Here is a 26,027-nt window from a genome sequence, read left to right as displayed (position 1 = left end):
CTCAGGTGCGAAACAAGGCCTCAATGGAGAGCCCCTGGCTCAGCAGGATCTCCCGCAGGCGGCGCAGCCCCTCGACCTGGATCTGGCGTACCCGCTCGCGGGTCAGGCCAATCTCGGCACCGACATCTTCCAAAGTAGCAGGCTCATAGCCCAGCAAGCCAAACCGGCGAGCCAGCACTTCACGCTGCTTGGGATTCAGCTCTTCCAGCCAGTGCACTATGCTGGCGCGCATGTCGTCATCCTGCGACTCCAACTCAGGCCCCATGCCACGCTCGTCGGAGATCACATCCAGCAGCGCCTTGTCGCGATCGCCGCCGATGGGGGTATCCACCGAGGTGATTTTCTCGTTAAGCTTGAGCATGCGGTTCACGTCGGCTACCGAACGATCCAGCGCGAAGGCAATATCCTCGGCGGTGGGTTCGTGGTCGAGACGATGGGAGAGCTCGCGCGCGGTGCGCAGGTAAACGTTTAACTCCTTTACCACATGAATGGGCAGACGAATGGTGCGGGTCTGGTTCATGATGGCCCGCTCTATGGTCTGGCGGATCCACCAGGTGGCATAGGTGGAGAAACGGAAGCCGCGCTCGGGGTCGAACTTTTCGACCGCACGGATAAGACCGAGGTTGCCCTCTTCGATGAGATCCAGCAGCACCAGGCCGCGGTTGTTGTAGCGACGGGCGATTTTCACCACCAGTCGAAGGTTGGACTCGATCATGCGCTTGCGGGCTGCTTTGTCACCCCGCAAGGCACGACGGGCGTAGTAGACTTCCTCTTCGGCAGTAAGCAGCGGGGAAAAACCTATCTCCCCCAGATAGAGTTGCGTGGCATCCATCACCTTGTTCAGTTCCGGTGCCAGCAACTCATCGGAGATCGTCTCTTCTGCCTCGGCAGTGACCTCCTGCAACCCTTCTGCTTCTACCTCATCGTCATCCTCATGGGAATGAGACTCAGCGTCAAACTCTAACTCTGCATCCTGCATTACCAGTTGTTCTTGGCTCATGGTGTGTCTCCCTGACGTTACCAGAGTAAGACTCGATCTCTGGGGTTAACGCTTTGGCAAATAGCTCATCGGATTGATCGACTTGCCTCGGTACCGGATCTCGAAATGCAATCGCACATCCGGCGCGTCCGTGCTACCCATGTTGGCAATCACCGAGCCCCCCTTGACGCTATCCCCTTCCTTCACCCGCAACTCATCGTTGTGAGCGTAGGCGGAGAGATAGTCATCATCATGCTTGAGGATGATCAGCTTGCCGTACCCCCTTAAAGCGCTACCGGCGTATACCACCTTGCCGCTGCTGGCCGCGTAGACGGGTTGCCCCTTCTGGCCTGCTATGTCGATCCCCTTGTTACCCTGTTCTGCAACAGAGAAACCCTCGACGATCCGGCCTTTTGCGGGCCAGTGCCAAACAAGTTTCGACTGGGAGTTGCTTGTTTTTTGTTCTTTGACCTGAGCGTATTCTTTCGGTGCTGCCGGAGCAACGGATTTCTGCGAAATGAATGGCGTGGTCTGACCTGACCCGCTTGGCTCAGCCAGCGGACGTGGCCCACTGCTCTGCTGGCTCACTGCTACCGGCGTCACAGTTACCGGACGAGTCGCCGCGACCATCTGGGTGGAACCACCAGCAGCAGCCTGGACGTTAAGCACCTGACCCGGTTGCAACGCATAGGGGGCGCTCAAATTGTTGCTCTGTGCCAGTGTTTGCGGCGCCATACCAAACTGGCGGCCGATACTGCTCAGGGTATCGCCCCGACGCACCTCATAGGTGCTGGCACTTCTGCTGGCCGTGGTTACAGAACTGGATGAATCAAACCGCAGCCGCTGACCCGGATAGATGTTATAGGGAGGGCTGATGTTGTTGAGACTGGCCAGCGAGGGGACATCGCTACCGGAATTGAATGCGATGGAGTAGAGGGTATCCCCTTTCTTGACTACATAGCCGCCACCCTGAATGGGGGCTCCCCCCTGGACTCCACCCTGGCGAGCCGGGATGGTCGAGACGAACTGATCATCACCGACACCGTCCACTGGAGCTGCCGTTTTACTGGAAGCGCAGGCAAGCAACAGCCATGACAACACCACAACACAGCTTCCTTGCCAAATAGGCGAACGCATAATGGATCCTTAACGACTAAACCAGAAATAGGCCACAACGGCCAGACCAATACAGAGCCAACCGAGCACATCTACATAGTGCATCAGTTTGCGTTCCATCTTTTCACCGCCCCAACGCATCAGGCCCGCAACCAGGAAGAAACGCATGCCACGACCGATGAGGGAGGTGATGATGAAGGGCAGCAGAGCCATTTGCAACAACCCTGCCGTCACGGTAAACACCTTGTAGGGAATGGGGGTGAAGCTGGCAATGAAGATGACCCAGATACCCCACTGCTCAAACCAGTGGCGGGCGATCTCGATCTTGCCCTGATAGCCAACAGACTCCACCAGTGGCAGCACCACCGGATCCCACAGGGCATAGCCAAGGGCGTAACCAAACAGGGCGCCCAGCACCGAGAATAAGGTCGCCAATCCGGCGTAATGCCACGCTTTATGGGGCTTGGCGAGCGCCATGGGCGCCAGCATCACATCCACCGGGATCGGCCAGAACACTGACTCGATGAAGGCAATAATAGAGAGATACCAAGGGGCATACTTGTGGCGCGCCCACTGCATTACCAATACATACAAACGGGAAAACAACTTCACTCAACATCTCCGTCGATCAGGGGAACAAAACGGACCGGCTCCAGAATACGACTGGTCAACTGGGAGCCGGACCGTTCAATCAATTGCAAGGTTTGCTGGCTGTCGCCCACCGGCAACACCAGTCGGCCACCATCAGCCAGCTGGTCGGTCAGCGCGGTCGGAATTTCACTCGCCGCAGCCGTCACCAAAATGGCGTCATAAGGTCCCTTGTTGGACCACCCCAGCCAGCCGTTGCCGTGCTTGGCCGAGACATTGTGCAGATCGAGCTGGCGCAATCGGCGTCTGGCCAAAAATTGCAACGACTTGATCCGCTCCACGGTATAAACATGCTCCACCAGATGGGCGAGAATGGCCGTCTGGTAACCGGAGCCAGTGCCAATCTCCAGCACATGGGCCGGATTATTTTGCATCAGCAATTCAGTCATTCGCGCCACCATATAGGGTTGCGAAATGGTCTGACCGTGGCCAATGGGCAGCGCCGTGTTGTCCCACGCCTTGTGCGCCATGGCTTCGTCCACAAACAGCTGGCGCGGCACTTTCGCAATCGTCGCCAGCACGCGAAAATCACGAATATCCTGCGCAATAAGCTGATTTAACAGGCGCTGTACTATCACACCCTCATCCCTGCAGATCTAACCAGGCTCCCAGACCGGCGAGACTGTCATAGGCAGTCATATCGATGGTCAGGGGAGTAATCGAGACATAACCCTGCTCGATGGCAGCAAAGTCGGTACCTTCTCCAGCATCCTGCTGGCTGCCTGGCGGGCCAATCCAGTAGATCGGCTGGCCACGGGGATCCTCGGTGCGGATCACCGACTCCGCCCGATGGCGATTGCCAAGGCGGGTGGTCTTGATCCCCTTGATCTGCGCGAGGGGCAAGTCCGGCACATTGACGTTGAGGATCTGATCGGCAGGCAGCGGGTGCTTCATCAGCCCCTTCACCAGCAGGGCCGCATAGTGGGCCGCCGTGGCAAAGTGGGTCTTGCCCACCAGCGAAATGGCGATGGAGGGGTAGCCAAGATGGCGCCCCTCGGTGGCCGCTGCGACCGTTCCCGAGTAGATGACATCATCCCCCAGATTGGCGCCGTGATTGATACCAGCCACCACCATATCCGGTTCCGGGCGCACCAGCTCGTTGACCGCCAGATGAACGCAGTCGGTCGGCGTGCCCTTCACCGCATAGTAGCCGCTTTCGTTGATGCGGGTGACCCGCAGCGGTACTTCCAGCGTCAGAGAGTGACTCGCGCCGCTGCGGTTGCGATCCGGTGCCACCACAATGACCTCACCGCAGGCGCGCAGCGCCTCGCTGAGGGCACCAATGCCCTCGGCATGTACACCATCATCATTACTGACCAGAATTCGCATCGGTCTGATTCCTGAAACCATGATCGGCCTCTTCGGCCAGCATTAACTCGCGCACCACGCTGGTGGCAAACGCGCCTGCCGGCAGGAAGAAGGAGAGGGTCAGCGCCTCGCCATCCAGCTGCCAGCTCATCTGCTCCGGCTTGAGCAGCAGCGGGCGGCGATCCTGATCCAGCCCGGCTTTCTCCAGCCCGTCACACCACTCGGCATACGGGGCCAGCACAGCCTGTTCAAACTCGGCAGCGGCACCCTGGCTCGCCAGACGGCCACGGCCCCACTGGGGCGCGGTGAGCTGTACGTCGCCGGAGGCAAGACGTGCCGCCAGCTCAGGGGTAACGCCCTCTTCGCTGAAGATGGAGTGGCTGCCCTTGAGCATCACGCAATCACCGGCCAGCAGCTGATGGGCCAGCCCCTGCTCGATGCGGGCGCTGACGATGGCGTTGAACAGCATGCTGCGGGCGGCAGAGAGGTAGAGGGAGCGCTTGTTGCGATCCTTGATCCGCTTGCCAGCGAACATCGCCTTGGCCGCTTCCAGGTTGTTGCCATCCCGGCCAAACCGCTGCTCACCATAATAATTGGGCACGCCCTCAGTGGCGATGGCCTGCAGGCGATCTTCCAGTGCCTCGGCCTGACTGACACCGGTCAAGCGCAGGGTGAAGTGGTTGCCCTTGAGGTAACCCACCCGCAGCTTCTTGTTGTGACGCTTGGCTTGCAGGATCTGGATGCTGGCACTCTCGATGACCGACAAGTCCGGTTCGGCCTTGCCCGGCAGGTGAATGCCGAACCACTGCTCGGTGACCGCGTGGCGATCTTTGAGGCCCGCCCAGCTCACCGCATTGCGGTTAACCCCGGCCGCATCGGCCAGCAGACCCGCCACCCAGGCAGTGTTCTCGCCGGTTTTGCGCACCCGGACGAAGATATGCTCCCCTTCCCCGCAGGGCTCGAAACCAAGATCTTCATTCACCACGAAATCGGCGGCCTCAGCCTTGAGGATACCGCGGGCAGTGGGTGCCCCGTGCAGATAGGCAAGTTGTTCCAGCATTATTGTTTCACCAGTAGGACGACGGCTTCGGTGGCGATCCCTTCCTTGCGCCCCGTAAACCCAAGCTGTTCGGTGGTGGTCGCCTTGACGTTCACCCGGTTCAAATCACATTGCAGATCGGCGGCCAGCACGGCGCACATGGCGTCGATATGGGGAGCCATTTTGGGAGCCTGAGCGATGATGGTGACATCCAGATTGCCGATGGCATAACCCGCTTGCTGTACCCGGGCAAACACGTCACGCAGCAGGATACGGCTGTCGATCCCCTTGAATTCGGCGGCGGTATCGGGGAAGTGGCGACCGATGTCACCGGCGCCGATGGCGCCCAGCAGGGCATCGCTTACCGCGTGCAGCACCACGTCACCGTCGGAGTGGGCAATCAGTCCCTGCTCGTAGGGAACCGGCACGCCGCCCAGCATGCAGGGGCCTTCCCCACCAAACTTGTGTACATCAAAACCATGACCAATGCGCATCATACCTGGCATCCTCCACACATGCAGGGAAGGACCCCGTCACACTGGTGCACCTCAATACCCTGTCCAATCCGGACCATGTCAGCTCCTTTAGTCACTGCTCTTGCAAAAATGGCTTATGCCTGCTGGCTTAGAAACAACCCCGCCAAAGAGAGATCTTCAGGCCGGGTCACTTTGATATTGTCGGCGCGCCCCTCCACCATCCGCACGGTGAAACCGGCGCGCTCCATGGCAGACGCCTCGTCGGTGATGGTGGCCCCCAGCAGCAGCCCCTCTTCCAGCGCCCGTTGCAGGGTTCGGGTCGGGAACATTTGCGGCGTCAGGGCATGCCAAAGCTGCTCGCGCTCGACGGTGGCGATGATATTGCCCTCCCCATCGGAGCGCTTCATGGTATCGCGCACCCGGCTGCCGAGAATGGCGCCACCGCAGCCCATGGCAGCGGCAATCAGCGCATCGAGATCGCCGTGAGTCAGGCAGGGGCGGGCTGCATCGTGCACCAGCACCCACTCCCCTTGCGCCACATTAAGGCCATTGAGGACGGAAAAGGCGCGCTCGGCGCCTCCCTCAACCCGCACAATGCGCGGGTCAGTCGCCACGGGCAGGGCCTCAAACCAGCGATCATGGGGCGCCAACGCCACAATCACCTGCGCGATGGCGGGGTGAGAGAGCAGCCGCTCCAGGGTATGTTCGAGAATGGTCTTGCCTGCCAGTTGCAGGTACTGCTTGGGGCAATCGGCCCCCATTCGGCTACCGATACCGGCGGCAGGGACAATCGCCGTCAGGCCGAATACCCGGCTGGCATCAATCATCGTAGGGCTCATCGTCCGGCGTCGTCTCTTTGTCTTTCTCTTTGGGGATGATCCGGTAGAAGGTCTCCCCCTGCTTGATGTAACCCAGATCGTTGCGCGACAGCTCCTCGATGGCCGCAAGGCCAGAGGTGAGATCATCTATCTCGCGGTAGATGAGGTCGTTACGATCCTTGAGAGTCTGGTTGTCCCGCTGTTGCTGCGAGATGGCCTCCGACAGGTTCTGATAATCGGATAGCCCGTTCTTCCCCAGCCAGAGGTCATATTGCAGTCCCCCCAGCAGGAGGATCAGGATCAGGGTGAATAGCCGCATGCACTAGGTCTCCTTCAGGCGGCCTAGTGTCCCATATTCGGTGGCAAGACAAAAGAAAGCCAGCACCCCTGAGCCACTGGCCGAACAGAAAAAAGTGCCCAAGAGTGAATCAGATAGCGCAAAGCCCCGCCAAACCGGTACAAGGATGGCCAACCAGGGCACACCTCATCCGGGGCGGGGCTCTTTATCAGAGCAGGATTAACCCGTTCAGTTGACCGCGACCGGCTCTCCCACGCTCTCGGCAGGGGTATTAAACTCCTCCTCTGCCTCGCGGAAACGCTCCAGCATCGCTTTTGATGGCGCTTCGCTCAGCAGACTGCCCACCACGATAGCCAGCAGCGCGAACAGGAAGCCCGGGATGATCTCATACAGCCCCAGCCAGCCGAACTGCTTCCAGACGATGACGGTGATGGCACCAACCAGCATGCCTGCCAGTGCGCCGTTGCGGGTCATCCGCGGCCACAGCACCGAGAGCAGCACCACAGGGCCGAAGGCGGCACCGAAACCGGCCCAGGCGTAGCTCACCAGTCCCAGCACCCGGTTCTCCGGATTCATGGCGACGGCGATGGCAATCACCGCGATCAGCAGCACCATCAGGCGCCCCACCCACACCAGCTCACGCTGAGAGGCGTTCTTGCGCAGGAAGGGTTTGTAGAGGTCCTCGGTAATAGCGCTGGAGCAGACCAGCAGCTGACAGCTCAGAGTACTCATCACCGCCGCCAGAATGGCAGAGAGCAGCACACCGGCGATCCAGGGGTTGAACAGGATCTTGGAGAGCTCGATAAAGACCCGCTCCGGGTTGCCGGTCACCCCAGCCGCCACTTCCGGGAAACGGGCAAAGTAGGCCAGCCCGAAGAAGCCGATGGCCACCGCGCCAGCGAGGCAGAACACCATCCAGGTCATGCTGATGCGACGGGCATTGGCCATGGAGTGGTGGGAATCTGCCGCCATGAAGCGGGCCAGAATGTGGGGCTGACCGAAGTAGCCAAGGCCCCAGGCCATCAGCGAGACAATGGCGATCACATCCAGATTCTTGAACATGTCGAGGTTGGTGGCGCTCTTGGCCGCCACCTCGATCATGGCGCTGTCCACCCCGCCGACGGCAATGATGACGAACACCGGCGTCAGGATCAGGGCAAAGATCATCAGGGTCGCCTGCACAGTGTCGGTCCAGCTCACCGCGAGGAAGCCGCCGAAGAAGGTGTAGGTGATGGTGGCAGCGGCGCCGACCCAGAGGGCGGTGTTGTAATCCATGCCGAAGGTGCTCTCGAACAGACGGGCACCGGCCACCACGCCGGAGGCGCAATAGATGGTGAAGAACAGCAGGATCACCAGTGCCGAGAGGATCCGCAGCACCTTGCTGTGATCTTCAAAGCGGTAGGTGAAGTAGTCCGGCAGGGTCAGGGCGTTGCGGTTCTTCTCGGTATGTACCCGCAGGCGACCCGCTACCCAGCGCCAGTTGAGGTAGGCGCCGATGACCAGACCGATGGCGATCCAGCTCTCGGAGATGCCGCTGACGAAGACGGCGCCGGGCAGGCCCATCAGCAGCCAGCCGCTCATGTCGGAGGCGCCGGCAGAGAGCGCGGTGACCCAGCTCCCCATCCGGCGGCCGCCCAGAATGTAGTCATCAAAGTTGCGGGTGGCGCGATAGGCGACGAAGCCGATCAACACCATTCCGAGGATATACACCAGGAAGGTGATTAACATGGGTGTGCTAGCTGTCATGCAAAACTCCGTTTTGTGTCAATTTCTGCCCGCTCTGGTGACGGGCTCATCCCTAAAAAACCGGCCTAGCTTAATCAGCCGTTCGCGCCAGCTCAACCATTTTTAACAAACACAAAACACAATAAAAACCTTTGCGCATCAAATCATCTGCCGCATCAAGAGGATGGCACCAGATTTTCTGCCGTGACCGTGGCGGCCATATCGCCGCGCCGGCAGCTATTGAGCGTTATGTTTTCACATTTTGTTACTATCCATTTTTTACAAGCCTGCGCCCCGCTCCTACACTCCCCGCCCTGTCTCATCCCACCAGCCAGAGGTCGGCGCCATGTCATCTCATCTGTCACACCTGCGAACCCTCGCCCGCCGCCTTCATCCGGTAGAAGAATCGGGTCATCTGATCAGACGGGCCAAGTATGTGGGGCGTCTCTGGCTCAATTCCGGCGCCCGCGCCCTCTATCGCCAGCAGCAGGTGCAACCGCTGCTGGCACAGGCGATCAGCCGCTTCCCCGATATTCTGGAAAAGCCGATCCACCCCTATCGCCACAAAGGGCTGTGCAAGAGGCTGCGCGCCGGGCTTATTAGCGGCCACTACCTGCAGCTGGCCCGTCAGCTGCCCAACGCGCAACAACTGGCGATCTACAGCGGGCACGGCCTGCTGCTGGCCCAGTGGCAGAGCGACAAGCTGACGGCACCGCTGATCCTGCAACTGGATTACCAAACCCACATGGGCAAAGAGGGGGAGATGAGCCTGACCCTCAAACTGGGTGACGCCGCGCTCTATTACATGGCCCTCAATCTGCGCCCAGCCCCGACGCCTGCGCTCGAACTCTGCTCGCTGCAGGGCGGCAAGGGGCTGAGCGAGGAGATCAAGCAGGTCACCAAGGCCTGCGGCGGGCTGCGCCCCATGTCCCTGCTGGTCTATATGGCCGCCGAGCTGGCCCGGGGGTTGGCATGCAACACCCTGCTCGGGATCCGCACCCAGAGCCATGTCTATCAGAGCAGCAAACGCACCGCCGAACGGGTCAAATTTGATCTGGATGGCTTGTGGCAGGAGCATCAGGGCAGCGTGCAGGATGCACTCTGGATGAGCCTGCCGCTGGAGGTGCCACGCAAAACGCTGGAGGAGATCCCCTCCCGCAAGCGGGCCAGCTACAAGGCGCGCTACCAGCTGCTCGATCAACTCGGCAGCGAGCTGCAGGCAAATCTGCTGCGAAGCTGAGTCAGACCAGCAGAAACAAAAAGGGCGAACAGCATGCTGTTCGCCCTTTGTCATGACGGGGATCTGCCTTAGCGGTTGATCGCCATCGGCATGCCGTTGCGCTGCTCCAGCGCCTGCTTCACCAGCTGGGAGTCGCTGTCGGCGTGGGCGATGAAGCGAGTCACCGCCGGAGTCATCGGCAGCGGTGCCGGCAGCTTGGAATTGAACTCCTCCTCGCTGCGCGAAAGCGGCTGGTGCACTTCAAGATAACGGTGACCATCCTGCTCCACAGAAGCCTTGATCGGCTGGTTGACGAACTGGACGCGAGTGCCGACCGGTACCTGCTTGAACAGGTAGGCGATGTCGTCGTTACGCAGACGCACGCAACCGTGGCTCACCCGCAGGCCGATACCGAAGTTGGCGTTGGTACCGTGGATGGCGTACATCTTGCCGATGTAGAGGGCGAACAGCCCCATGGGGTTATCCGGACCCGCTGGCCAGACTGCCGGCAGACTCTTGCCATTGGCGGCATATTCAGCGTGCATCTTGGCGGTCGGAGTCCAGGTCGGGCCCGCTTTCTTGCGCTGTACGCTGGTCACCCAGTTTTCCGGGGTGTCGGTGCCGAGCTGGCCGATGCCGATGGGCAGCACTTCCACCACTTTTTTACCCTTGGGGTAGTAGTAGAGGCGCATTTCGGCCACGTTGAGCACCAACCCTTCCCGCGGGGCATCCGGCAGGATCAGCTGCTGGGGGATCACCAGCTTCTCGCCGGTCTGTACCAGCAGGGGATCCGCATCGGGGTTGGCTTCAGTCATGTTGGTGAGCCCCAGCTGGAATTTCGCCGCAATGGCCTCCAGCGGCTGGCCGTTCTCTTCAGCCGGGACTACGTATTGCAGATTTTCCCCTACCAGACGGCTGTTGGCCGCAGGCAGAGCATATTCAACAGCGAAAACCGGCGCAGCGGTCAGCAGCAGGCTGTAGCAGAGAGTTGCCACACTATTGCGAAGGAGCTTCATAACTTTCCCATGATGATGACTTGAAGTGACGTCTCTGGGCTGGCAGCTGATCAAGCTGGGATCAGGGGCGCGAAGAGAAGGCCGCCATTTTTCTCCTCTGCACGCCAAATTTCAACCGACAAGTAGCGATGGGTCGATGATTAATATACGGATTTTTCCGCGTTCTCGACCCACCCGATCTCCTTGCTTATCCCCGTTGCCAGCCACGCATGTCGTAACCTGTAGGAGATTGATGCAACCGCAGATGAAATTGCTCAATAACGGCAAAGATATGGTCGAAAATATCGGCCTGGATCCCTTCGTAATCGGCCCATGCGGTCGTCGCGGTAAAGCAGTAAATCTCCAGCGGCAGGCCATCTGAAGTGGGCGCCAGCTGGCGCACCATCAGGGTCATCTCCTTGCGAATGCCGGTGTGGGCACGCAGGTAGGCATCCAGATAGGCGCGCAGGGTACCGAGGTTGGTGAGGTGGCGGCCATTGATGGGGCAGCTCAAGGCATCGCTCAGCTGCTGGTTGTAGGCACTCAGCTCCTGCTCCTTGCGGCTGAGATAGGGCGCCAGCAGTTGCGCCTGCTTGAGCTGCAACTGCTCCTCGGCAGTCAGAAAGCGCACGCTGGTCATGTCGATATTGACGCTGCGCTTGATGCGGCGGCCGCCCGATTCGGTCATCCCCTGCCAGTTCTTGAAGGAGTCGGAGATCAGCGCATAGGTGGGAATGGTGGTGATGGTCTTGTCCCAGTTTGACACCTTGACCGTGGTGAGGCCGATGTCGGTCACCTCACCATCGGCGCCGTACTTGTCCATCTGCAGCCAGTTGCCGACGCTCAGCATCCGGTTGGCGGAGAGCTGGATCCCCGCCACCAGCCCGAGAATGGGGTCCTTGAACACCAACATCAGCACCGCAGTCATGGCACCCAGACCGCTGAACAGGAACAGCGGCGACTTGCCAAGCAGCAGGGCAATCATCAGGATGCCCACCAGAATGCTGCCTACCAGCTTGGCCCCCTGGAAGATGCCGCGCAGGGGCAAATCCCGGCCAAGCCGGGTGTAGCGGCTCACCGACAACACGCAGTCGAGCAGGGCGAAGAAGGCCAGCAACAGGAACAGCAGGATCCAGAACTGCGCCACCATCTCGATAAGCTTGAGGCTATCCGATTGACGGGGCAGCCAGATCTCTGCCTGACCGAGCAGCACAGCCCCCTGCAGCACGAAGGCGAGCCGGTTGAAGAGGCGCTGTTGCAGCTCGGGCGGCAGCCACACCTGCTTGGCCTTGCCGAGGAGCCCCACCAGCCGCACCAGCAACACCCGGTGCAGCACCATGTGCAGCAGCAACGAGGTGATGACGATAAAACCCAGCGCGATCACCAGCGCCATCAGGTTGGTCACTTCCACCCCAAGGCCCGACAACCAGTTAAAAAACGCCTCTTTCATTGTTCTCTCCCGAACCTGGCAGCCGCTGGCTGCAAAAACAGTGAAGTCAGGGTACCGCTCCCCTCCCCCATGTCAAATCGGTGGACGCCAGAAACGACAACGCCCGGCACAGGCCGGGCGTTGTTTCAAAGCGAGGCTGGCTTAGCAGACCAGGCTCAGGGCATCGCGGGCGATGACCAGTTCTTCGTTGGTCGGGATCACCAGGGCGCAACGGCTGTCGGCGGTGGTGATGCGGCCTTCGCCACCCAGTACCGCGGCGTTGTTGGCCTCTTGGTCCACCTTGAAGCCGAACAGGGCCAGACGAGCCAGCACCATCTCGCGCACCATGGCGGCGTTTTCACCGATACCACCGGTGAACACCAGGGCATCCAGACGACCGTCCATGGCGGCAGCATAGGCGCCGACATACTTGGCCACACGGTAGGTGAACACATCCAGCGCACGCTTGGCACCGGCGTCGGTAGCGTAGTTGCTGGTGACGTAGCGGCAATCGCTGCTCGCTTCAGTCAGGCCCAACAGACCGGATTCGCGGGTCAGCACATGGTTAATCTCGTCCACGCTGTAACCAAGCTGGTCGTGCATGAAGAACACCACGGCAGGATCGATATCGCCACTGCGGGTACCCATCGCCAGCCCTTCCAGCGGAGTCAGCCCCATGGAGGTGTCAACAGACTCGCCGTTCTTGATGGCGCAGACAGAGGCACCGTTGCCCAGGTGGCAGTTGATGATGTTCAACTCATGCAACGGCTTGCCCAGCTCCTTGGCCACTTCTTCCGCGATATAGCGGTGGGAAGTGCCGTGGGCGCCGTAACGACGGATGCCGTGTTCACGATAAAGCTTGTGCGGCAACGCATAGAGGTAAGCCTCTTGCGGCAAGGTCTGGTGGAAGGCGGTGTCGAATACGGCCACGTTCTTCTCGGCCAACTGCGGGAACACCTTCAGGGCGGCACGAATGCCGATGAGGTGGGCCGGGTTGTGCAGCGGGGCGAACGGAATGGCGGCTTCGATACCGGCGATCACGCCGTCATCAATGCGCACGGAGCGGGAGAACTGCTCGCCACCGTGCACGATGCGGTGACCGATGGCCACCAGTTGCTCGGTAAGAGTCGGATCCTGCGGCAGGATGTGACCCACGATATGGTCGAGGGCGGCCTGGTGAGCGGCACCCGCTCCCAGCATGGCTTCGCCCTTGACCCCGTGGAGTTTCCATTTAATACGTGCATCATCCAGATTGAAGCATTCGGCCAGGCCGGACAGCATGTCCTCACCTGTTTCGGCGTCCATTACGGCAAATTTCAGGGAAGAGCTACCGCAGTTAAGGATCAATACCAACTTGCTCATGTTCTACATCTTCCTGTGCTTCGGCTTTATGCCGACAGTGTCGTGTCATCCAAAAGAGGATGGGATTCCCCTGCCGGGGGCTTATGGTCGCAGGAGGGTGTGCGCCCAATTTTTAAATTCTTGCTGTTGAAAGAGTCGTAACGCATCAAGAGTGCATGGCGCTCGTTTCAATTCGCGACAGGCCCGCGCTGCTCTCAAGCGACCCTGTCGTAGTCGGGTGTCTGACACCCCAGAATAGCGATCAACCGGTGATCAGCAGATCTTTATGCACCTTGACCACCAGCTTCTTGACGCGAGCGGGCTGATTGAAGGTGCAGAGCGGACGGTGCAGCTCCCCTGGCCAGAAGATGGCGAAATCACCGGGCTGCAGCGCCAGATAGCTGGTCTGCTCGTCATCGACAAACCAGAGGTCGGGATGGGGATGGTCGGCACCTTCACTCACGTAATCGTGGGGGCCCACACCAATCCACTCTTCACCGCGCAGCAGCAGCTGGATATCAAGATAGTGCTGATGAAATTCGCCACGGCGATCTGCGGCTGGCTCGGTCAGATCATCGCTCACCAGACAAAACAGGTTCAGGCCATCGATCTCGGTCTTGCCGAGCGGCGCCTCACCCCAGTGAGCCACGCTCTTCACCACCTCGGCCATGATACGGGCCAGCGGGGCGGGCAGCGGCGTACGCTGCAGGGTGTTCAGGCTACCGGTGATCATGGCGTCTGTTTCCTGTTAGGTATATCTGCGTGGCATCTTTGCCAGCCAATGAAAAAGGACCTGTGACAGGTCCCTCAATAATGCCCTCTGCAATCCGTGCAAAGGGGTTTAAATCTTTTGCTGATGTTCAGCGCTCAAGCACTGTTACACACTCATCAGGTAACTGCCAAGAGGCATAGTCCCATTTTCACGGTGATCGTACCAGCTGAAACCATATTATTCACCACCCTTTCACTGTCGACTTTGACCAGACGCAAAAACGGGCGCATCAGCGCCCGTTTTTTTCATCAAACCGCGTTACAACCGGTTTCATTCAAGCCTTTTTGGCGTTTTCCACCGGTTTGGCATACATGGCACGCCAGATATCTTTGTGCTCTTGGGGCACTTCCGACTGACGGGTCAGGAAGGCGGCCTGTTCGATGGTATTGGCCTTGCCAGAGACATCGGCCGCCAGATAGTTGCTGGGGAAGAGGCGGTAGCTGCTCCAGATTGCCTTGTCGATCAGCGCGGCCAGTTCGTCCGGATCGCTGAACCCCTCACTGATAGGGGCGCCGAAGGAGACGTGTACCCGCCCCTTCATGCCGACAATACCGGCGACGATACTCTCGATGTCCTCAAACTCGCCCTTCTCATAGCAGCCGTTGACCGACTTTTCATAGAGCTCGCGCGCTTTCGCCTTGTCGGTCGGATCCAGCTCATAGCTGATGCTGACCGGCACTATGTTGAGGCTGCGCATGTAATCAACGAAGTCGATCTTCTGCTTCTTGCCGTCAAGGTAGAACATCTTGAGGATGGCCGGATCTGTCTTGTCATCACCATTCTTGGCGCGCCCCTCTTTCTGGGCGATCCAGATGGAGTGACCTTCGTGCACCGAGTTGCCGATATAGGCCGACAGTTCACCGAGCATCTTCATCATCTCACGCGGCCCTTTGGCCGATCGCTTGACGATAAAACTCTTGTTGAGCTTCATCAGCTCGGTGGCGCAGGGCTTGCGCAGCAGGTTGTCACCGATGGCGATACGCACGGTATCGAAACCATGGCTATGCAGCCCCCAGTTGACGAACGCCGGATCCATGGCGATGTCTCTGTGGTTGGAGACAAACAGGTAACCCTGCTCTTTTTTCAGATGCTCGATCCCGGAGAAGGTGATCCCCTTGGTGGAAGTGGCAATCATCCGCGACATATAACGGGTCACGCCGAGCTGCACCTGACGCACAGTAGTGACCTTGCACCACTTGCGGCGCAGGAACAGGCGGATCAGCGGGCGAATGGCCCAACCCAGCCAGCTCATCAGAGAACCGAAACGATATCTGGCAATGGCCCCGATAAACTCATCATCCTGGATCAGTCGTTCGATGGCGGCCGGTACTTCTTCATCACGGTAGGGGCGAATATCCGCGAATCTATCTACGTCAGTCACAATGTCAGCCTTGCATGCTAGGGAGTCGCGGCCAACCTGCGTTGGCCGGGAGAATTCAGGGCGCGATTTTACACGCTTTTATGGCAAGGGGTATGCGGCAAGCAACAATAGTGAGATCTGACCAGTTAATTAATCAAGGCTCAACGCCAGTGCTACGGCAGCCTCGGCATGAAGGGCGGTGGTGTCGTAGAGCGGCACGGCAGCTCGGGCATCGCCCACCAGCAGGGCAATCTCGGTACAACCGAGGATCACCGCCTCGGCACCAGCGGCCGCCAGTTCCTCGATAATGGCCAGATACTCGGCGCGAGACGACTCGCGGATCTCGCCAAGGCAGAGCTCATCATAGATGATCCGATGCACCCGCTCCCGCCCTGCCTCATCGGGTACCAGCACCGCCAACCCGAAGCGATCCTGCAAGCGCCCCTTGTAGAAATCCTGCTCCATGGTGAAGCGGGTGCCGAGCAGGCCGACTCGGGTTACCCCGTCTGCCTGCAATTTGGCGGCGGTGGCATCGGCGATATGGAGCAGCGGGATATCGATGGCCGCCTCAATCTCGGGGGCGACCTTGTGCATGGTGTTGGTGCCGATCAGCAAGAAATCGGCGCCGCCATCCTGCAGCTTGCGCGCTTCCGCCGCCAGCAAACGGGCGGTGGCGGGCCAGTCACCGGCATGTTGCAACCGCTCTATCTCGGCAAAGTCGACACTGTTGAGCAGTACCCGCGCCGAGTGCAAACCGCCAAGCTGCGCCCGCACCCCGCGGTTGAGCGCCTGATAGTAACTGACGGTGGACTCCCAGCTCATGCCACCCAGCAGACCGATACATTTCATATGAACTCCTTTCAGCCCAAGGGAGGGCAGTGCCACGCCACCTTGCAGGCAAGGCAACGCGGGCGAGATAAAAAAGGCCCCGCAGGGCCAACAAGACAGCCGGTGAAGGCCCGGGTCAGCCCCGGGCTAAAGCCAGATCATCCCGACACAGGCGGCCGTCGCCAGCCCCATGCCAAGATTGAAACGCCGCCAACCCCGGGCTGTGCGGATGATTTGCCGCACCTGGGCACCAAAAAGCACCCAGAACGCCCCGGTGTAGAGGCCGGTAACAAAGAAGATCGCCAACACCCAGAGCGCGGAGGGCCAGTAGGCCTCCCCCGCCAGGGTGAAACCACTGATGGCGGAGAGCGCCATCATCCACGCCTTGGGGTTGAGCAGTTGCAGCATGGCCCCCTGATGGGCAGGAATGAGTGGTCGATTGCCCTCCGCTGGGCCGCTGGCAGTCGCCACCTTCCACGCCAGCCAGAGCAGATAAGCCGAGCCAATAAGCTTGAGGCCGTCGTGCAGCAGTGGCACTTTCTCAAACACCACCCCGAGCCCCAGCGCGGTGGCGAGGATCATCAAATTGATCCCCCCCACCACCCCTACCAGCAAGGGAATAGTGCGGCGAAAGCCCTGCGCCGCGCCGGCGCTGGTGAGCAGCATATTGTTGGGCCCCGGCGTGCCGCAGGTGACCAAGGCAAACCCCGCCAGGGGCAGTAACCAGTTCAGATCCATCTCAACCTCTTGTCGATGTAAAGCGCCCGTTATGGGGAAAGCCTTCTAATATGCAGAGCCAACCCCGTGGCGACAAGTCAGAAATGCCTCTTTCTCGACCACCTCCCCCTCCAGCGCAACACGGCTCAATACCAGAGCATCACCACACAGAGTGCCGTCAGCAGACCGAGAGAACCGTTGAGTCGCCGCCAGCCCCGATCCGAGCTGATCCAGTTGCTCAGCTGATGGCCGAACAGCACCCAGACAAAGCAGACCGGCAGCGCCACCAGCACAAACATGGTCATCACCGCCAGCTGACTCGGCCAGTAACTGGCACCGGAGAGGCTGAACAGACTGATGGCGGAGATCCCCATCATCCACGCCTTGGGATTCAGGAACTGAAAACCCAGCCCTTCCAGCATGGTCAGCGGACGAGCGCGCCGGGCCGGATCTCCCGGTGCACCGGCCACCGCGATGCGCCAGGCCAGCCACAACAGGTAGAGGCTGCCGAAGATCTGCAAACCGAGCCGTAGCAGCGGCCAGCGCTCGAACAGGGGATAAAGCCCCAAGGCCAGTACCAGCTGCAACACCGGCTGACCTACCCCCACCCCGAGCAAATGTGGCAGGGTGCGGCGCACCCCGAAGTTGGCGCCGGAGGCCGTTAGCATCAGGTTGTTGGGCCCCGGCGTACCGCAGGTGAGTACGGCAAAACCGAACAGGGTGACATACCACTCCATCGTCATATTGTGACTCCTTATTTGCCACATTGTATCGATACAATGTGCGCTATCTGGTTGTGATTGGGATGAAATTCACGCTATATTGGGAACAAATTTGGATCAATGGATTTATTGTCACCATGACAATCTGGCCCCCCGACCTGGCGGCCTTCGATGGCCCCCTCTACCTCAAGCTGGTCAAGGCGATCGAACAGGGGATCGCAAGCGGCGAACTGCCCCCGCAGACCCGCCTGCCTACCCACCGATCCTTGGCGGATCGCTTGGGTGTCACCGTCGGCACCATCACCCGCGCCTACAGCGAGGCGGAGCGGCGCGGCCTGCTGGCAGCCCGAGTGGGCCACGGCACTTGGGTTAAGAAGAGCGAGGTTAAGGGGGCGAACACGGATCCTGCCAATGAGTGGGTGATCCGCAAAGAGGAGGGGCACCGCATCGAGTTGTGGCAGAACCTGCCGGTGCAGCTGGATCGGGCCGCCATCATTCGTCCCCTGCTGGGGGAAGTGGCGGACGGGGATCTCAACGCCCTGCTCGGCTACGACCAGGAGGCGGGGCGGCCGGATCAGCGCCAGCAGTTCGTCGACTGGCTGGTGGAGCAAGGGGTGGCCTGCAGTGAGGATCGACTGCTGTTCAGCCACGGTGCCCAGCACGGCATAATGCTGGCGCTGCTGGCCACCAACTGCGTGGGGGAGACCATTTTGTGCGAAGGATTGAGCTACCCCGGCATGCTGGGCAACGCCCGCCAGCTGAAAAATCAGGTGGTGGGGCTGGCGATGGACGAGGAGGGGTTGCTGCCCGAGGCGCTGGAGGCAGCCTGTCGCACCCGCCGGGCCAAACTGCTCTACCTAACCCCGACCCTGCAAAACCCCACTACCGCCATCATGAGTCTGGCGCGGCGGGAGGCCATCGTCGCCATCGCCCGTCGCCACGATCTGCTGATCATCGAGGATGACGTCAACGGCCTGCTGCCAGAGCCCCACCCGCAGCCGCTGGTCAATCTGGCGCCGGAGCGGGTCATCTATCTGGGCAGTCTGGCCAAGATCGCCTGCGGCGGCCTGCGGGTCGGCTTCGTGCTGACGCCCCCCGCCCTGCGCAGCGCCTTCGCCCAAACCATGCGGCTGTCGAGCTGGATGGTGAGCCCATTGCTGGTTGAACTGGCCTGCAAGATGGTCAGCCAGCGCCAGATCATGCCGCTGATCCAACAGCAGAGAGAGATACTGAAACGCCGTGGCGAACTGCTGCGCCATCTGCTGCCCGCTGCCCGCTGGCAGCCGGGGAGCATGCACGCCTGGCTGCCGCTGCCGGAACCCTGGCGCAGCCAGCAGTTTGCCGCCGCCGCCGATGCCCTTGACGTCGGCGTGGCGAGCGGGGAACACTTCGCCGCTGGCCAGTTTGCCGCTCCGCAAGGGGTGCGCCTGAGCCTGAGCCAACCCGCCACCGACGCCCGGGTCGGCGAAGGGCTAGCACGTCTGGCACAACTGCTGCAAGGGACGCCCCCCAGCAACCCCCTGCTATAGTCAGGGCCGCCCGAATTGCCCCTCATTCGCCAAGGAGATGCCATGCCCCCCATCAGAGCCGTCCTGCTGCTTGCCACCCTGCTGCTGGGTGGCTGCGCCTCATCATCGACCCACCAGCAGCTGGGGGCCGCGCTCAATGGACTGGAAGGGGAGTTGCAACGGCTGGAAGAGGAGCTGGCGGCGATGAACGGCCTGCACTATCAAAAGGCGATCGATGCACCGCTCAGTTTGCGCCGCTATCTGGGTGCCCCGCAGCCCACGCAGGAGGGGCTGGTGCCAGTGAGCAGCAAGCTGGAGGATGGGCCAATCCTGCGCTATCAATACCGCCTGCCAGCAGGCATGGCAACCCTGCCTCAAGACAACCTCTGCCAGCGCTACGAGTTCGAGCTGCGCCATCTGGGCCGCCTCGGCAAGCTCGAATTACGCTGGCAGGGGGAACATGGCCAGGGCTCGCGGCTGATCCGCCAGGCCGACTGCCCCTTTGCGGCGCAGGCCCGCCCTCGGCAATAACCGATATCAGCCATGAGAGATGGCAACAACCGATTGAAATAACAGCTTATAGTGCGTCCTCCACCACCCTGCCGGCTACTGTTAACTTTTCACTCATCAAGCACTGGGCCGATGTTCCCATTGGGTCTACCATAATCAACTGAATGGTTTGCTCACAGGAAGTGCGCGCATGAAGATACTGCTGCTTGAAGAGGCTCCCCTGCTCCGCAGCGCCATCACCCGACAACTGACCGAACAGGGTGTGCCCGCCGACCAGATCCACTACCACAGTCATCCTGGCCACGTACACAGCGGCCTGTTTGCCCTGCTGCAACAACAGGCGTTCAGCGCCATCATCTGCCAGCAGGACAAACAGCAGGGGCTGGAGGGGGCTCGCCTGCTGCACGAGGCTCACTACCTCGGCCTGCTGCAACCCGGTTGCGTACTGCTGTTGCTGGATGCCGATCAGAGTGAGCAGGATTTTCTCCCCTCGGATCTCTACTTCTCCCTCTATCTGCAGCTCCCCTTCATGACCCAACAGCTCACCGTCGTGCTCGAGCAACTGGTGAAGTTAAGCAGCCTGACTCGCACCCTGGCCGCCCCCATCCTGCTGCGAGAGTGGCAACTGGCCACCGCCCTGTGCGAAGACTTGCTGTTTCAGCGGGAGCATCGCTCGCTGGCACCCTGGCTGGATCGGCTCAAGGGTTACCTGCTGCTGCAATCGGCCGAGAGGATCGCCGCCGCCCAGCACTACGCTCTCTGTACCAACGAGTATCTGGCAAGCTGGCCACGCGCCGGGTTCTTCTACGCCATGCTGGGGCTCGGCAAACTGCAGAACGCTCAGACCGACTTGCAGCGCCATCAGGCCAAATTGCCTGCCGCCACTCGGCTGGAGCTGCAACTCGCCAGCCAGCTGCACCAGCATCAGTGGCAGGCGGCGTGGGAAACCATGGGGGAACTGCAGCAGATCCGTCCCCATCAGCCGCGCTGGCATCAGCTGGCCATGTTGCTCGGGCTGGTGCAGAAAAACGAGGAGAAAGTGCTGGAGCAGGCCAACAGCCTGACCCTGCGCCACTTCACCGAACAGCACATCCGGCTCACCATCGACGGCTTTATGCTCAATGCCAGTCTGGCGGTACTGTGGGGAACCCCGTCCGGCAACCGGCTTCGTTCCCTGCAACAGCAGTGGGATCACCTCAAACGGACGACCACGCTGGAACCCCACGAATATGGGTTGCTGCATGCGCTGATGCTGGGGCTGGAGTACCGCTTTGACGAGGCGCTGATCCTGATTGCCCATCACCAGCCGGACGATGCGAGCGACAACCATCTCGCCTTGCTGCTGGGCTTTGCGGTCAGCCAGTTCTGTGGCCTGCCCCACCACGCCCAGCGCTACCTGACCCAGCTGACCCACTACCGCGCCAGAGTGGCGCCCCACCCGCTGACCCGCCAGCTGTTTCATCATCTGGTGACCGAGTTGGGCCAGCGCCTGACGGCGCGAGAACAACGACTGAGCGAACTGCGCCAGCTGCGCCACAAGGCGATGCAGGCCAACCAGTATCAGACTGCTCTGCAGGCGGGCTTGCAGTTGCTGGTGGAGTTCCCCGCTCTGCCCGGCGATGCCTGGCACCTGCTGGAGTTGTTGCAACACGGCTGGCCTGCGGGCATGGCAGCTCCCAAGGTGGCGCTGCTGGTCGACACCCTGGAGCGACGCCTCAAACACAGCCCCGCGTTTCTCGATCAACATGGACAGCAGTACCAGCGCACCCTGCGCGAGATCCGCACCCATTTGCAGCCGCACCTCTCCGGCAGCGGCCCCTCATGCCTTGTCGAAAGACGGCCCGAGTCATGATGGTGCAGACGGCGCGCCAACCGGTGCAGTCAGCGGCGCTCTGGTCAGCTGCGCTCAAATAGAGAGAGGGGAGCCTTGGCTCCCCTCTCTCTTTTAGTGCTCTGTATCAGCTTGGTATGCTGAACGCCGGGCTCAATCCAGCGCGTCACTCTCCAGCGCCACCTTGAGAAAATCCTTCCAGCTGATGATGCCGACCAGCTCACCGTTCTCCAGCACAGGCAGACAGGAGACCCCCTTCTCCAGCATCAGCTTGACGCCGTCACGCACCGTAAGATGGGGGCCGATGGTAATGAGCTGACGGCTCATGACCTGGTGAGCCCGTCGGTTGAGGGTCTCGGTATCGCGGCTCATCTCGGCCTCGGAGTCGAGGTAGGGGCTGATGGCGCGAAACAGGTCCCGGTCCGAAATGACCCCCACCAGCTTATCCTCCTCCAGCACCAGCAAATGGCGGAAGTGAGCCTGCTCGAAGATACCTTTGATGACATTGAGTCGATCATCCATAGAAACGGTGGCGACTCGAGTCGTCATAATATCCCTGATATGCATGCTAACCTCCGCGAACTGAACTGGTTTCTCTGTTATGGCATGTTTTTACCGCGCCAGCCAGTGGCCAGCCCTTTGCTCAAGTGCAAATCCTCGCCATTTCACGTAAGATCCGCGCCAGATTTTCTCCTCCATTTTGAGCAAGCAGACCCTCTCCATGATAGTTGCCAGTCAAATCGAACTGATCCGCGGCGGCCGCAAGCTGCTGGACAACGCATCCGCCACCATTCACCCCGGCCACAAAGTAGGCCTGGTGGGTAAAAATGGCTGTGGCAAGTCCACCTTTTTTGCACTGGTTCGCGGTGAGCTGAGCATCGACAACGGCGCTTTCAGTCTGCCGGTCGGCTGGCAGATTGCCGGTGTCGCCCAGGAAACCCCGGCGCTCGATTGCTCCGCCCTCGACTACGTGATCGACGGCGACAAAGAGTTCCGCATTCTGGAAGGCCAGCTGCAGCAGGCCGAACATGATGACAATGGCCTGCTGGTCGCCGAGCTGCATGGCAAGCTCGACACCATAGGCGCCTACAGCATTCGCGCCCGCGCGGCCGAACTGCTCCATGGTCTGGGTTTTAGCGACGAGCAGCTCGGCTCGCCGGTGCGCAGCTTCTCTGGTGGCTGGCGAATGCGTCTAAACCTCGCCCAGGCGCTGCTTTGCCGATCCGATCTGCTGCTGCTCGATGAACCGACCAACCACCTGGATCTCGATGCAGTGATCTGGCTGGAGAAGTGGCTCAAGGGCTATCAGGGCACGCTCGTCCTCATCTCTCACGACCGCGATTTCCTCGATTCGGTGATCAACCGCATCATCCATATCGAGAACGGCAAGCTCAACGAGTACACCGGCGGCTACTCTGATTTCGAACTGCAGCGCGCCGAACAACTGGCCCAGCAGCAATCCATGTACGAGAAGCAGCAGCGGGAAATGACTCACATGCAGGCGTATGTCGACCGCTTCCGCTACAAAGCCTCCAAGGCTCGTCAGGCCCAGAGCCGTCTTAAAGCGATGGAGCGGATGGAAAAGATCCTGCCCGCCCACGCCGATTCCGAATTCAGCTTCGAGTTTCGCCAGCCGTCAGCCCTGCCGACCCCACTGATCGCCATGGAGAACCTGTGCGCTGGTTACGGTGACAAGGTCATTCTGGAGAAGATCAAAATGAACCTGGTACCGGGTTCACGGATCGGTCTGCTCGGTCGCAACGGCGCCGGTAAATCCACCTTCATCAAGATGCTGTCGGGCTCCAACCCGCCGCTGTCTGGCAAGCTGGAGGTGAGCGCCGGGGTCAGCATCGGCTACTTCGCCCAGCATCAGTTGGAAACCCTGCGCCTTGACGATACCCCCCTCGATCATCTGGCCCGCCTCGCGCCGGACAAATCGGAGCAGGAGCTGCGCAACTATCTGGGCAGCTTCGGCTTTCACGGCGACAAGGCCCTCGACAAGGTGGCCCCCTTCTCCGGCGGCGAAAAAGCGCGGCTGGTGCTGGCTCTCGTCACCTGGCAAAAGCCGAACCTGCTGCTGCTGGATGAACCGACCAACCACCTGGATCTGGAGATGCGCCACGCCCTGACCATGGCGTTGCAAGGCTTCGAAGGGGCCATGGTGGTGGTGTCGCACGACCGTCACCTGCTGCGTACCACTACCGATGACTTCTATCTGGTGCACGGTGGCCGGGTCGAGCCGTTCGACGGCGATCTGGACGACTACCACAAGTGGCTCGGTGAGCAGGAGAAAGAGGCCAACGCCAAACCGGCGGATGGCCCGGTCTCCGCCAACTCGGCGGTAGCACGCAAGGATCAGAAACGACTTGAAGCCCAGTTCCGCCAGCAGACCCGCCCGCTGCGTCAAAAGCTCGAAAAACTCGAAGCGAGCATGGCGAAGCTGCAGGGCAAGCTTGGCGACATCGAGAGCCAGCTGGCCGATCCTGCCATCTATGAAGAGAGCGCCAAGAACCAGCTCTCCGAACTGCTCAAATCCCAGGGCCCCCTCAAGGAGCAGCTGGAGGACGTTGAGCTGGAGTGGATGAGCCTCTCTGAGGAGCTGGAAACCATGGAGCAAGCCTTCTTTGCGTGATGAGCAACTGATGGCAAGCGAGCGGATCGCGGTACACGAGTTACCGACGCCGCTGGGCTTCTGGCACTGGAGTGGCAAGATCTATGGTGAGCGCAGTCAGGACTGGCTCACCGTGCAAACGCTGGGGGGCAACGTCAATCTGGCGCTGTTGTTGCACCGGCTCGATCAGCTCGGCATCGTGGTCGATCTCACCGATCTGCAACCGGCACTGGTGCAGACCGAAGCTGTGCTGACCCCCTGGCGCGCCCTGCGCCAGAGCGCCAAGGCACGGGTCGATGCGCAGGAGTACCAAACCATGCTGGCCCACGAGCTGGAGCTGGAACGGCTGCAGCAAGGGGTCTTGCTGCAGACCCTGCGCAGCCTCTCCCTGTATCGCGGCAACAGCCGCAATTTGTTGAACTATCTATCGTTATTGGGTGCCCAACAGGGGCCCCTCAGAGACCTAATATGCTGAGCTATCGCCACGCCTTTCACGCCGGCAACCACGCCGACGTGCTGAAACACGCCGTTCAGGCCCTGATCATCGAATCCCTCAAGAAGAAGGATAAGCCCTTCATCGTGCTGGACACCCATGCCGGTGGCGGTCTCTACGACCTGCGCGGCGACTGGTCCCAGAAGAAGGCCGAGTATGCCGACGGCATCGGCCGCCTGTGGGATGAGCGGGCCCAGTGGTCTGCCATGGCCCCCTATCTCGGCGTCATCGAAGAGATGAACCCCGGTCAAGAAGGAGACGGCGGCGAGCTGCACTACTACCCGGGCTCGCCGGAGCTCTCCCGCCGCCTCTCCCGCGAGCAGGACAAGCTGGCGCTGATGGAGCTACACAACAACGAGGTGGACGATCTGCGCGCCAACATGGGCTATGACCCCCGCGTTGCCGTGCACCACCGTGACGGCTTCGAGGGGCTGATCGCCCTGCTGCCGCCGACCCCGCGCCGCGGGCTGGTGCTGATCGATCCGCCCTACGAGCTGAAGGAAGATTACTTCGCCGTGGTCGATACCCTGAAAAAGGCGCAGAAACGCTGGGCGACCGGCATCTACGCCCTTTGGTATCCGATCCTCGGGCAAGAGGCGGACAAATCCCGCGACATGCTGCGCGCCATCAAGCGGGAAAACTTCGGTAACGTGCTGGTAGCCGAGCTGGAAGTGGCCGCTCAGACCAGCGATTGGGGCATGAACGGCTCAGGGATGCTGATCATCAGCCCGCCCTGGATGCTGGACGAGCAGATCGAGGCCTTCCTGAAACCGCTGTGTGCCAAGCTGGCCCAGGGTGCCGGAGCCCAGTACAAGGTGGAGTGGCTCAACAAGGTCGAGGGTTAATCCCCCGCCCCCGCGGTGCTCACTGAGTTGAAAAGCAAAAGCCCCGTCATGGGGCTTTTTCTATTGGTGCGGCAGGAGTGTGCGGCCGCCTGAACCTGTTCGCCAGCCGTTGCGCACTCTATGAGCGGGCGGGCAGATCCTGTTTCAGCGCAACCAGCAACAGGGCCAGCAGGCCAAAGGGCGGAAACAGGCAGAGCAGGGAGCAGATAAGGGTGACCAACGCCGGATGCTCGCTCTTGCGGCGCGCTAGCCGCCAAGCGATGACACCAACGATGATCATCAGCAACGCAATGAACTGGCCAAGCAGGGTGGCATTGATATTCATGAAAGATCCTTTTTCATGGGCAAATGTGGATGAAACCGTACTTTATCGCCTTGGCTACGATTGGCAACCGCTGAACCACACCGGCAACTCGCCCGTTGATAGGTTTTCTCTATT

At 60.6% G+C, this 26,027-nt stretch carries 27 protein-coding genes; 7 read left to right on the top strand and 20 right to left on the bottom strand.

Annotated features, from left to right (window positions below; genetic code table 11):
- Position 1: 1 nt before the first annotated feature.
- The 10 genes from rpoS to putP all read right to left on the bottom strand — a co-directional run bounded on the left by rpoS (position 2) and on the right by putP (position 8,428).
- Entirely contained in the window at positions 2-1,000 is a 999-nt protein-coding gene (gene rpoS, locus BN4575_RS07375) for an RNA polymerase sigma factor RpoS (protein WP_042021453.1), read from the bottom strand.
- A 45-nt stretch (positions 1,001-1,045) separates the two neighbouring features.
- Positions 1,046-2,116, bottom strand: coding sequence for a peptidoglycan DD-metalloendopeptidase family protein (locus BN4575_RS07370; RefSeq protein ID WP_068977722.1), 1,071 nt, complete (start codon positions 2,114-2,116; stop codon positions 1,046-1,048).
- A gap of 9 nt (positions 2,117-2,125) precedes the next feature.
- Positions 2,126-2,707 (bottom strand): YqaA family protein, encoded by a 582-nt coding sequence (locus BN4575_RS07365; protein WP_068977721.1) that lies wholly within the window; start codon positions 2,705-2,707, stop codon positions 2,126-2,128.
- On the bottom strand, positions 2,704-3,321 hold the full coding sequence (locus BN4575_RS07360) for a protein-L-isoaspartate(D-aspartate) O-methyltransferase (RefSeq protein ID WP_042021447.1): 618 nt from the start codon (positions 3,319-3,321) through the stop codon (positions 2,704-2,706). The genes BN4575_RS07365 and BN4575_RS07360 overlap by 4 nt, the downstream gene beginning before the upstream one ends.
- Positions 3,322-3,325: 4 nt before the next feature.
- A complete protein-coding gene (gene surE, locus BN4575_RS07355) occupies positions 3,326-4,072 on the bottom strand; it encodes a 5'/3'-nucleotidase SurE (protein ID WP_068977720.1) in 747 nt (248 codons plus the stop codon).
- A complete protein-coding gene (gene truD / locus BN4575_RS07350) occupies positions 4,053-5,111 on the bottom strand; it encodes a tRNA pseudouridine(13) synthase TruD (protein WP_068977719.1) in 1,059 nt (352 codons plus the stop codon). The genes surE and truD overlap by 20 nt, the downstream gene beginning before the upstream one ends.
- Entirely contained in the window at positions 5,111-5,587 is a 477-nt protein-coding gene (ispF, locus tag BN4575_RS07345; RefSeq protein ID WP_042021443.1) for a 2-C-methyl-D-erythritol 2,4-cyclodiphosphate synthase, read from the bottom strand. The genes truD and ispF overlap by 1 nt, the downstream gene beginning before the upstream one ends.
- A gap of 113 nt (positions 5,588-5,700) precedes the next feature.
- Complete coding sequence (ispD, locus tag BN4575_RS07340) at positions 5,701-6,393, bottom strand: 2-C-methyl-D-erythritol 4-phosphate cytidylyltransferase (RefSeq protein WP_068977718.1); 693 nt, start codon at positions 6,391-6,393, stop codon at positions 5,701-5,703.
- Positions 6,386-6,703 (bottom strand): cell division protein FtsB, encoded by a 318-nt coding sequence (gene ftsB, locus BN4575_RS07335; protein ID WP_068977717.1) that lies wholly within the window; start codon positions 6,701-6,703, stop codon positions 6,386-6,388. The genes ispD and ftsB overlap by 8 nt, the downstream gene beginning before the upstream one ends.
- A 207-nt stretch (positions 6,704-6,910) precedes the next feature.
- Complete coding sequence (gene putP, locus BN4575_RS07330; protein ID WP_068977716.1) at positions 6,911-8,428, bottom strand: sodium/proline symporter PutP; 1,518 nt, start codon at positions 8,426-8,428, stop codon at positions 6,911-6,913.
- Between the two features lie 325 nt (positions 8,429-8,753).
- On the opposite strand from putP, the gene BN4575_RS07325 reads away from it, so the two are divergent.
- The gene (locus BN4575_RS07325) at positions 8,754-9,647 is read left to right on the top strand and encodes a VirK/YbjX family protein (RefSeq protein ID WP_068977715.1); all 894 of its coding nucleotides are present in this window, start codon (positions 8,754-8,756) and stop codon (positions 9,645-9,647) included.
- 68 nt (positions 9,648-9,715) lie between these two features.
- Here BN4575_RS07325 and BN4575_RS07320 read toward each other — a convergent pair whose 3' ends face one another.
- The 8 genes from BN4575_RS07320 to BN4575_RS07285 all read right to left on the bottom strand — a co-directional run bounded on the left by BN4575_RS07320 (position 9,716) and on the right by BN4575_RS07285 (position 17,811).
- On the bottom strand, positions 9,716-10,642 hold the full coding sequence (locus BN4575_RS07320) for a L,D-transpeptidase family protein (protein ID WP_068977714.1): 927 nt from the start codon (positions 10,640-10,642) through the stop codon (positions 9,716-9,718).
- Positions 10,643-10,829: 187 nt separating this feature from the next.
- On the bottom strand, positions 10,830-12,071 hold the full coding sequence (locus BN4575_RS07315; protein ID WP_068977713.1) for a mechanosensitive ion channel family protein: 1,242 nt from the start codon (positions 12,069-12,071) through the stop codon (positions 10,830-10,832).
- A 141-nt stretch (positions 12,072-12,212) separates the two neighbouring features.
- A complete protein-coding gene (locus BN4575_RS07310) occupies positions 12,213-13,412 on the bottom strand; it encodes an acetate kinase (protein WP_042021432.1) in 1,200 nt (399 codons plus the stop codon).
- Positions 13,413-13,653: 241 nt separating this feature from the next.
- Positions 13,654-14,124 (bottom strand): YhcH/YjgK/YiaL family protein, encoded by a 471-nt coding sequence (locus BN4575_RS07305; RefSeq protein ID WP_068977712.1) that lies wholly within the window; start codon positions 14,122-14,124, stop codon positions 13,654-13,656.
- Between the two features lie 313 nt (positions 14,125-14,437).
- A complete protein-coding gene (locus tag BN4575_RS07300) occupies positions 14,438-15,544 on the bottom strand; it encodes a 1-acyl-sn-glycerol-3-phosphate acyltransferase (RefSeq protein ID WP_068977711.1) in 1,107 nt (368 codons plus the stop codon).
- 129 nt (positions 15,545-15,673) lie between these two features.
- Positions 15,674-16,372, bottom strand: a complete 699-nt coding sequence (locus BN4575_RS07295; protein WP_068977710.1) for an aspartate/glutamate racemase family protein — start codon at positions 16,370-16,372, stop codon at positions 15,674-15,676.
- 126 nt (positions 16,373-16,498) lie between these two features.
- Positions 16,499-17,089 (bottom strand): LysE family translocator, encoded by a 591-nt coding sequence (locus tag BN4575_RS07290; protein ID WP_068977709.1) that lies wholly within the window; start codon positions 17,087-17,089, stop codon positions 16,499-16,501.
- Positions 17,090-17,214: 125 nt separating this feature from the next.
- The gene (locus tag BN4575_RS07285; protein ID WP_042021423.1) at positions 17,215-17,811 is read right to left on the bottom strand and encodes a LysE family translocator; all 597 of its coding nucleotides are present in this window, start codon (positions 17,809-17,811) and stop codon (positions 17,215-17,217) included.
- Between the two features lie 116 nt (positions 17,812-17,927).
- Here BN4575_RS07285 and BN4575_RS07280 point away from each other — a divergent pair, with 116 nt between their 5' ends.
- The 3 genes from BN4575_RS07280 to BN4575_RS07270 all read left to right on the top strand — a co-directional run bounded on the left by BN4575_RS07280 (position 17,928) and on the right by BN4575_RS07270 (position 21,660).
- Positions 17,928-19,319 (top strand): aminotransferase-like domain-containing protein, encoded by a 1,392-nt coding sequence (locus tag BN4575_RS07280; protein ID WP_068977708.1) that lies wholly within the window; start codon positions 17,928-17,930, stop codon positions 19,317-19,319.
- 42 nt (positions 19,320-19,361) lie between these two features.
- Positions 19,362-19,829 (top strand): hypothetical protein, encoded by a 468-nt coding sequence (locus BN4575_RS07275; RefSeq protein WP_068977707.1) that lies wholly within the window; start codon positions 19,362-19,364, stop codon positions 19,827-19,829.
- A 169-nt stretch (positions 19,830-19,998) separates the two neighbouring features.
- Positions 19,999-21,660 carry a hypothetical protein gene (locus tag BN4575_RS07270; protein ID WP_068977706.1) on the top strand — a complete coding sequence of 554 codons (1,662 nt, stop codon included), beginning with the start codon at positions 19,999-20,001 and terminating at the stop codon, positions 21,658-21,660.
- A gap of 132 nt (positions 21,661-21,792) precedes the next feature.
- On the opposite strand, the gene BN4575_RS07265 is transcribed toward BN4575_RS07270, so the two are convergent.
- Positions 21,793-22,206 (bottom strand): CBS domain-containing protein, encoded by a 414-nt coding sequence (locus BN4575_RS07265; RefSeq protein WP_068977705.1) that lies wholly within the window; start codon positions 22,204-22,206, stop codon positions 21,793-21,795.
- 154 nt (positions 22,207-22,360) lie between these two features.
- Between BN4575_RS07265 and BN4575_RS07260 the strand changes: the two genes are divergently transcribed.
- From BN4575_RS07260 to BN4575_RS07250, 3 genes are read left to right on the top strand one after another with little or no spacing between them, the layout of a single operon-like run.
- Positions 22,361-24,271, top strand: a complete 1,911-nt coding sequence (locus BN4575_RS07260) for an ABC transporter ATP-binding protein (protein ID WP_068977704.1) — start codon at positions 22,361-22,363, stop codon at positions 24,269-24,271.
- Positions 24,264-24,725, top strand: coding sequence for a DUF2390 domain-containing protein (locus tag BN4575_RS07255; protein ID WP_068977703.1), 462 nt, complete (start codon positions 24,264-24,266; stop codon positions 24,723-24,725). The genes BN4575_RS07260 and BN4575_RS07255 overlap by 8 nt, the downstream gene beginning before the upstream one ends.
- A complete protein-coding gene (locus BN4575_RS07250) occupies positions 24,719-25,588 on the top strand; it encodes a 23S rRNA (adenine(2030)-N(6))-methyltransferase RlmJ (RefSeq protein ID WP_068977702.1) in 870 nt (289 codons plus the stop codon). Before BN4575_RS07255 ends, BN4575_RS07250 begins: the two co-directional genes overlap by 7 nt.
- A 118-nt stretch (positions 25,589-25,706) precedes the next feature.
- Here the strand turns inward: BN4575_RS07250 and BN4575_RS07245 are convergent, their stop codons facing one another.
- Positions 25,707-25,913 (bottom strand): hypothetical protein, encoded by a 207-nt coding sequence (locus BN4575_RS07245; RefSeq protein ID WP_042059132.1) that lies wholly within the window; start codon positions 25,911-25,913, stop codon positions 25,707-25,709.
- Between the last annotated feature and the right edge of the window lie 114 nt (positions 25,914-26,027).

Source organism: Aeromonas sp. EERV15, from assembly GCF_900079845.1.
GTDB classification, from domain to species: Bacteria; Pseudomonadota; Gammaproteobacteria; order Enterobacterales; family Aeromonadaceae; genus Aeromonas; species Aeromonas sobria.
This window is presented reverse-complemented; position numbering and strand designations above follow the sequence as displayed.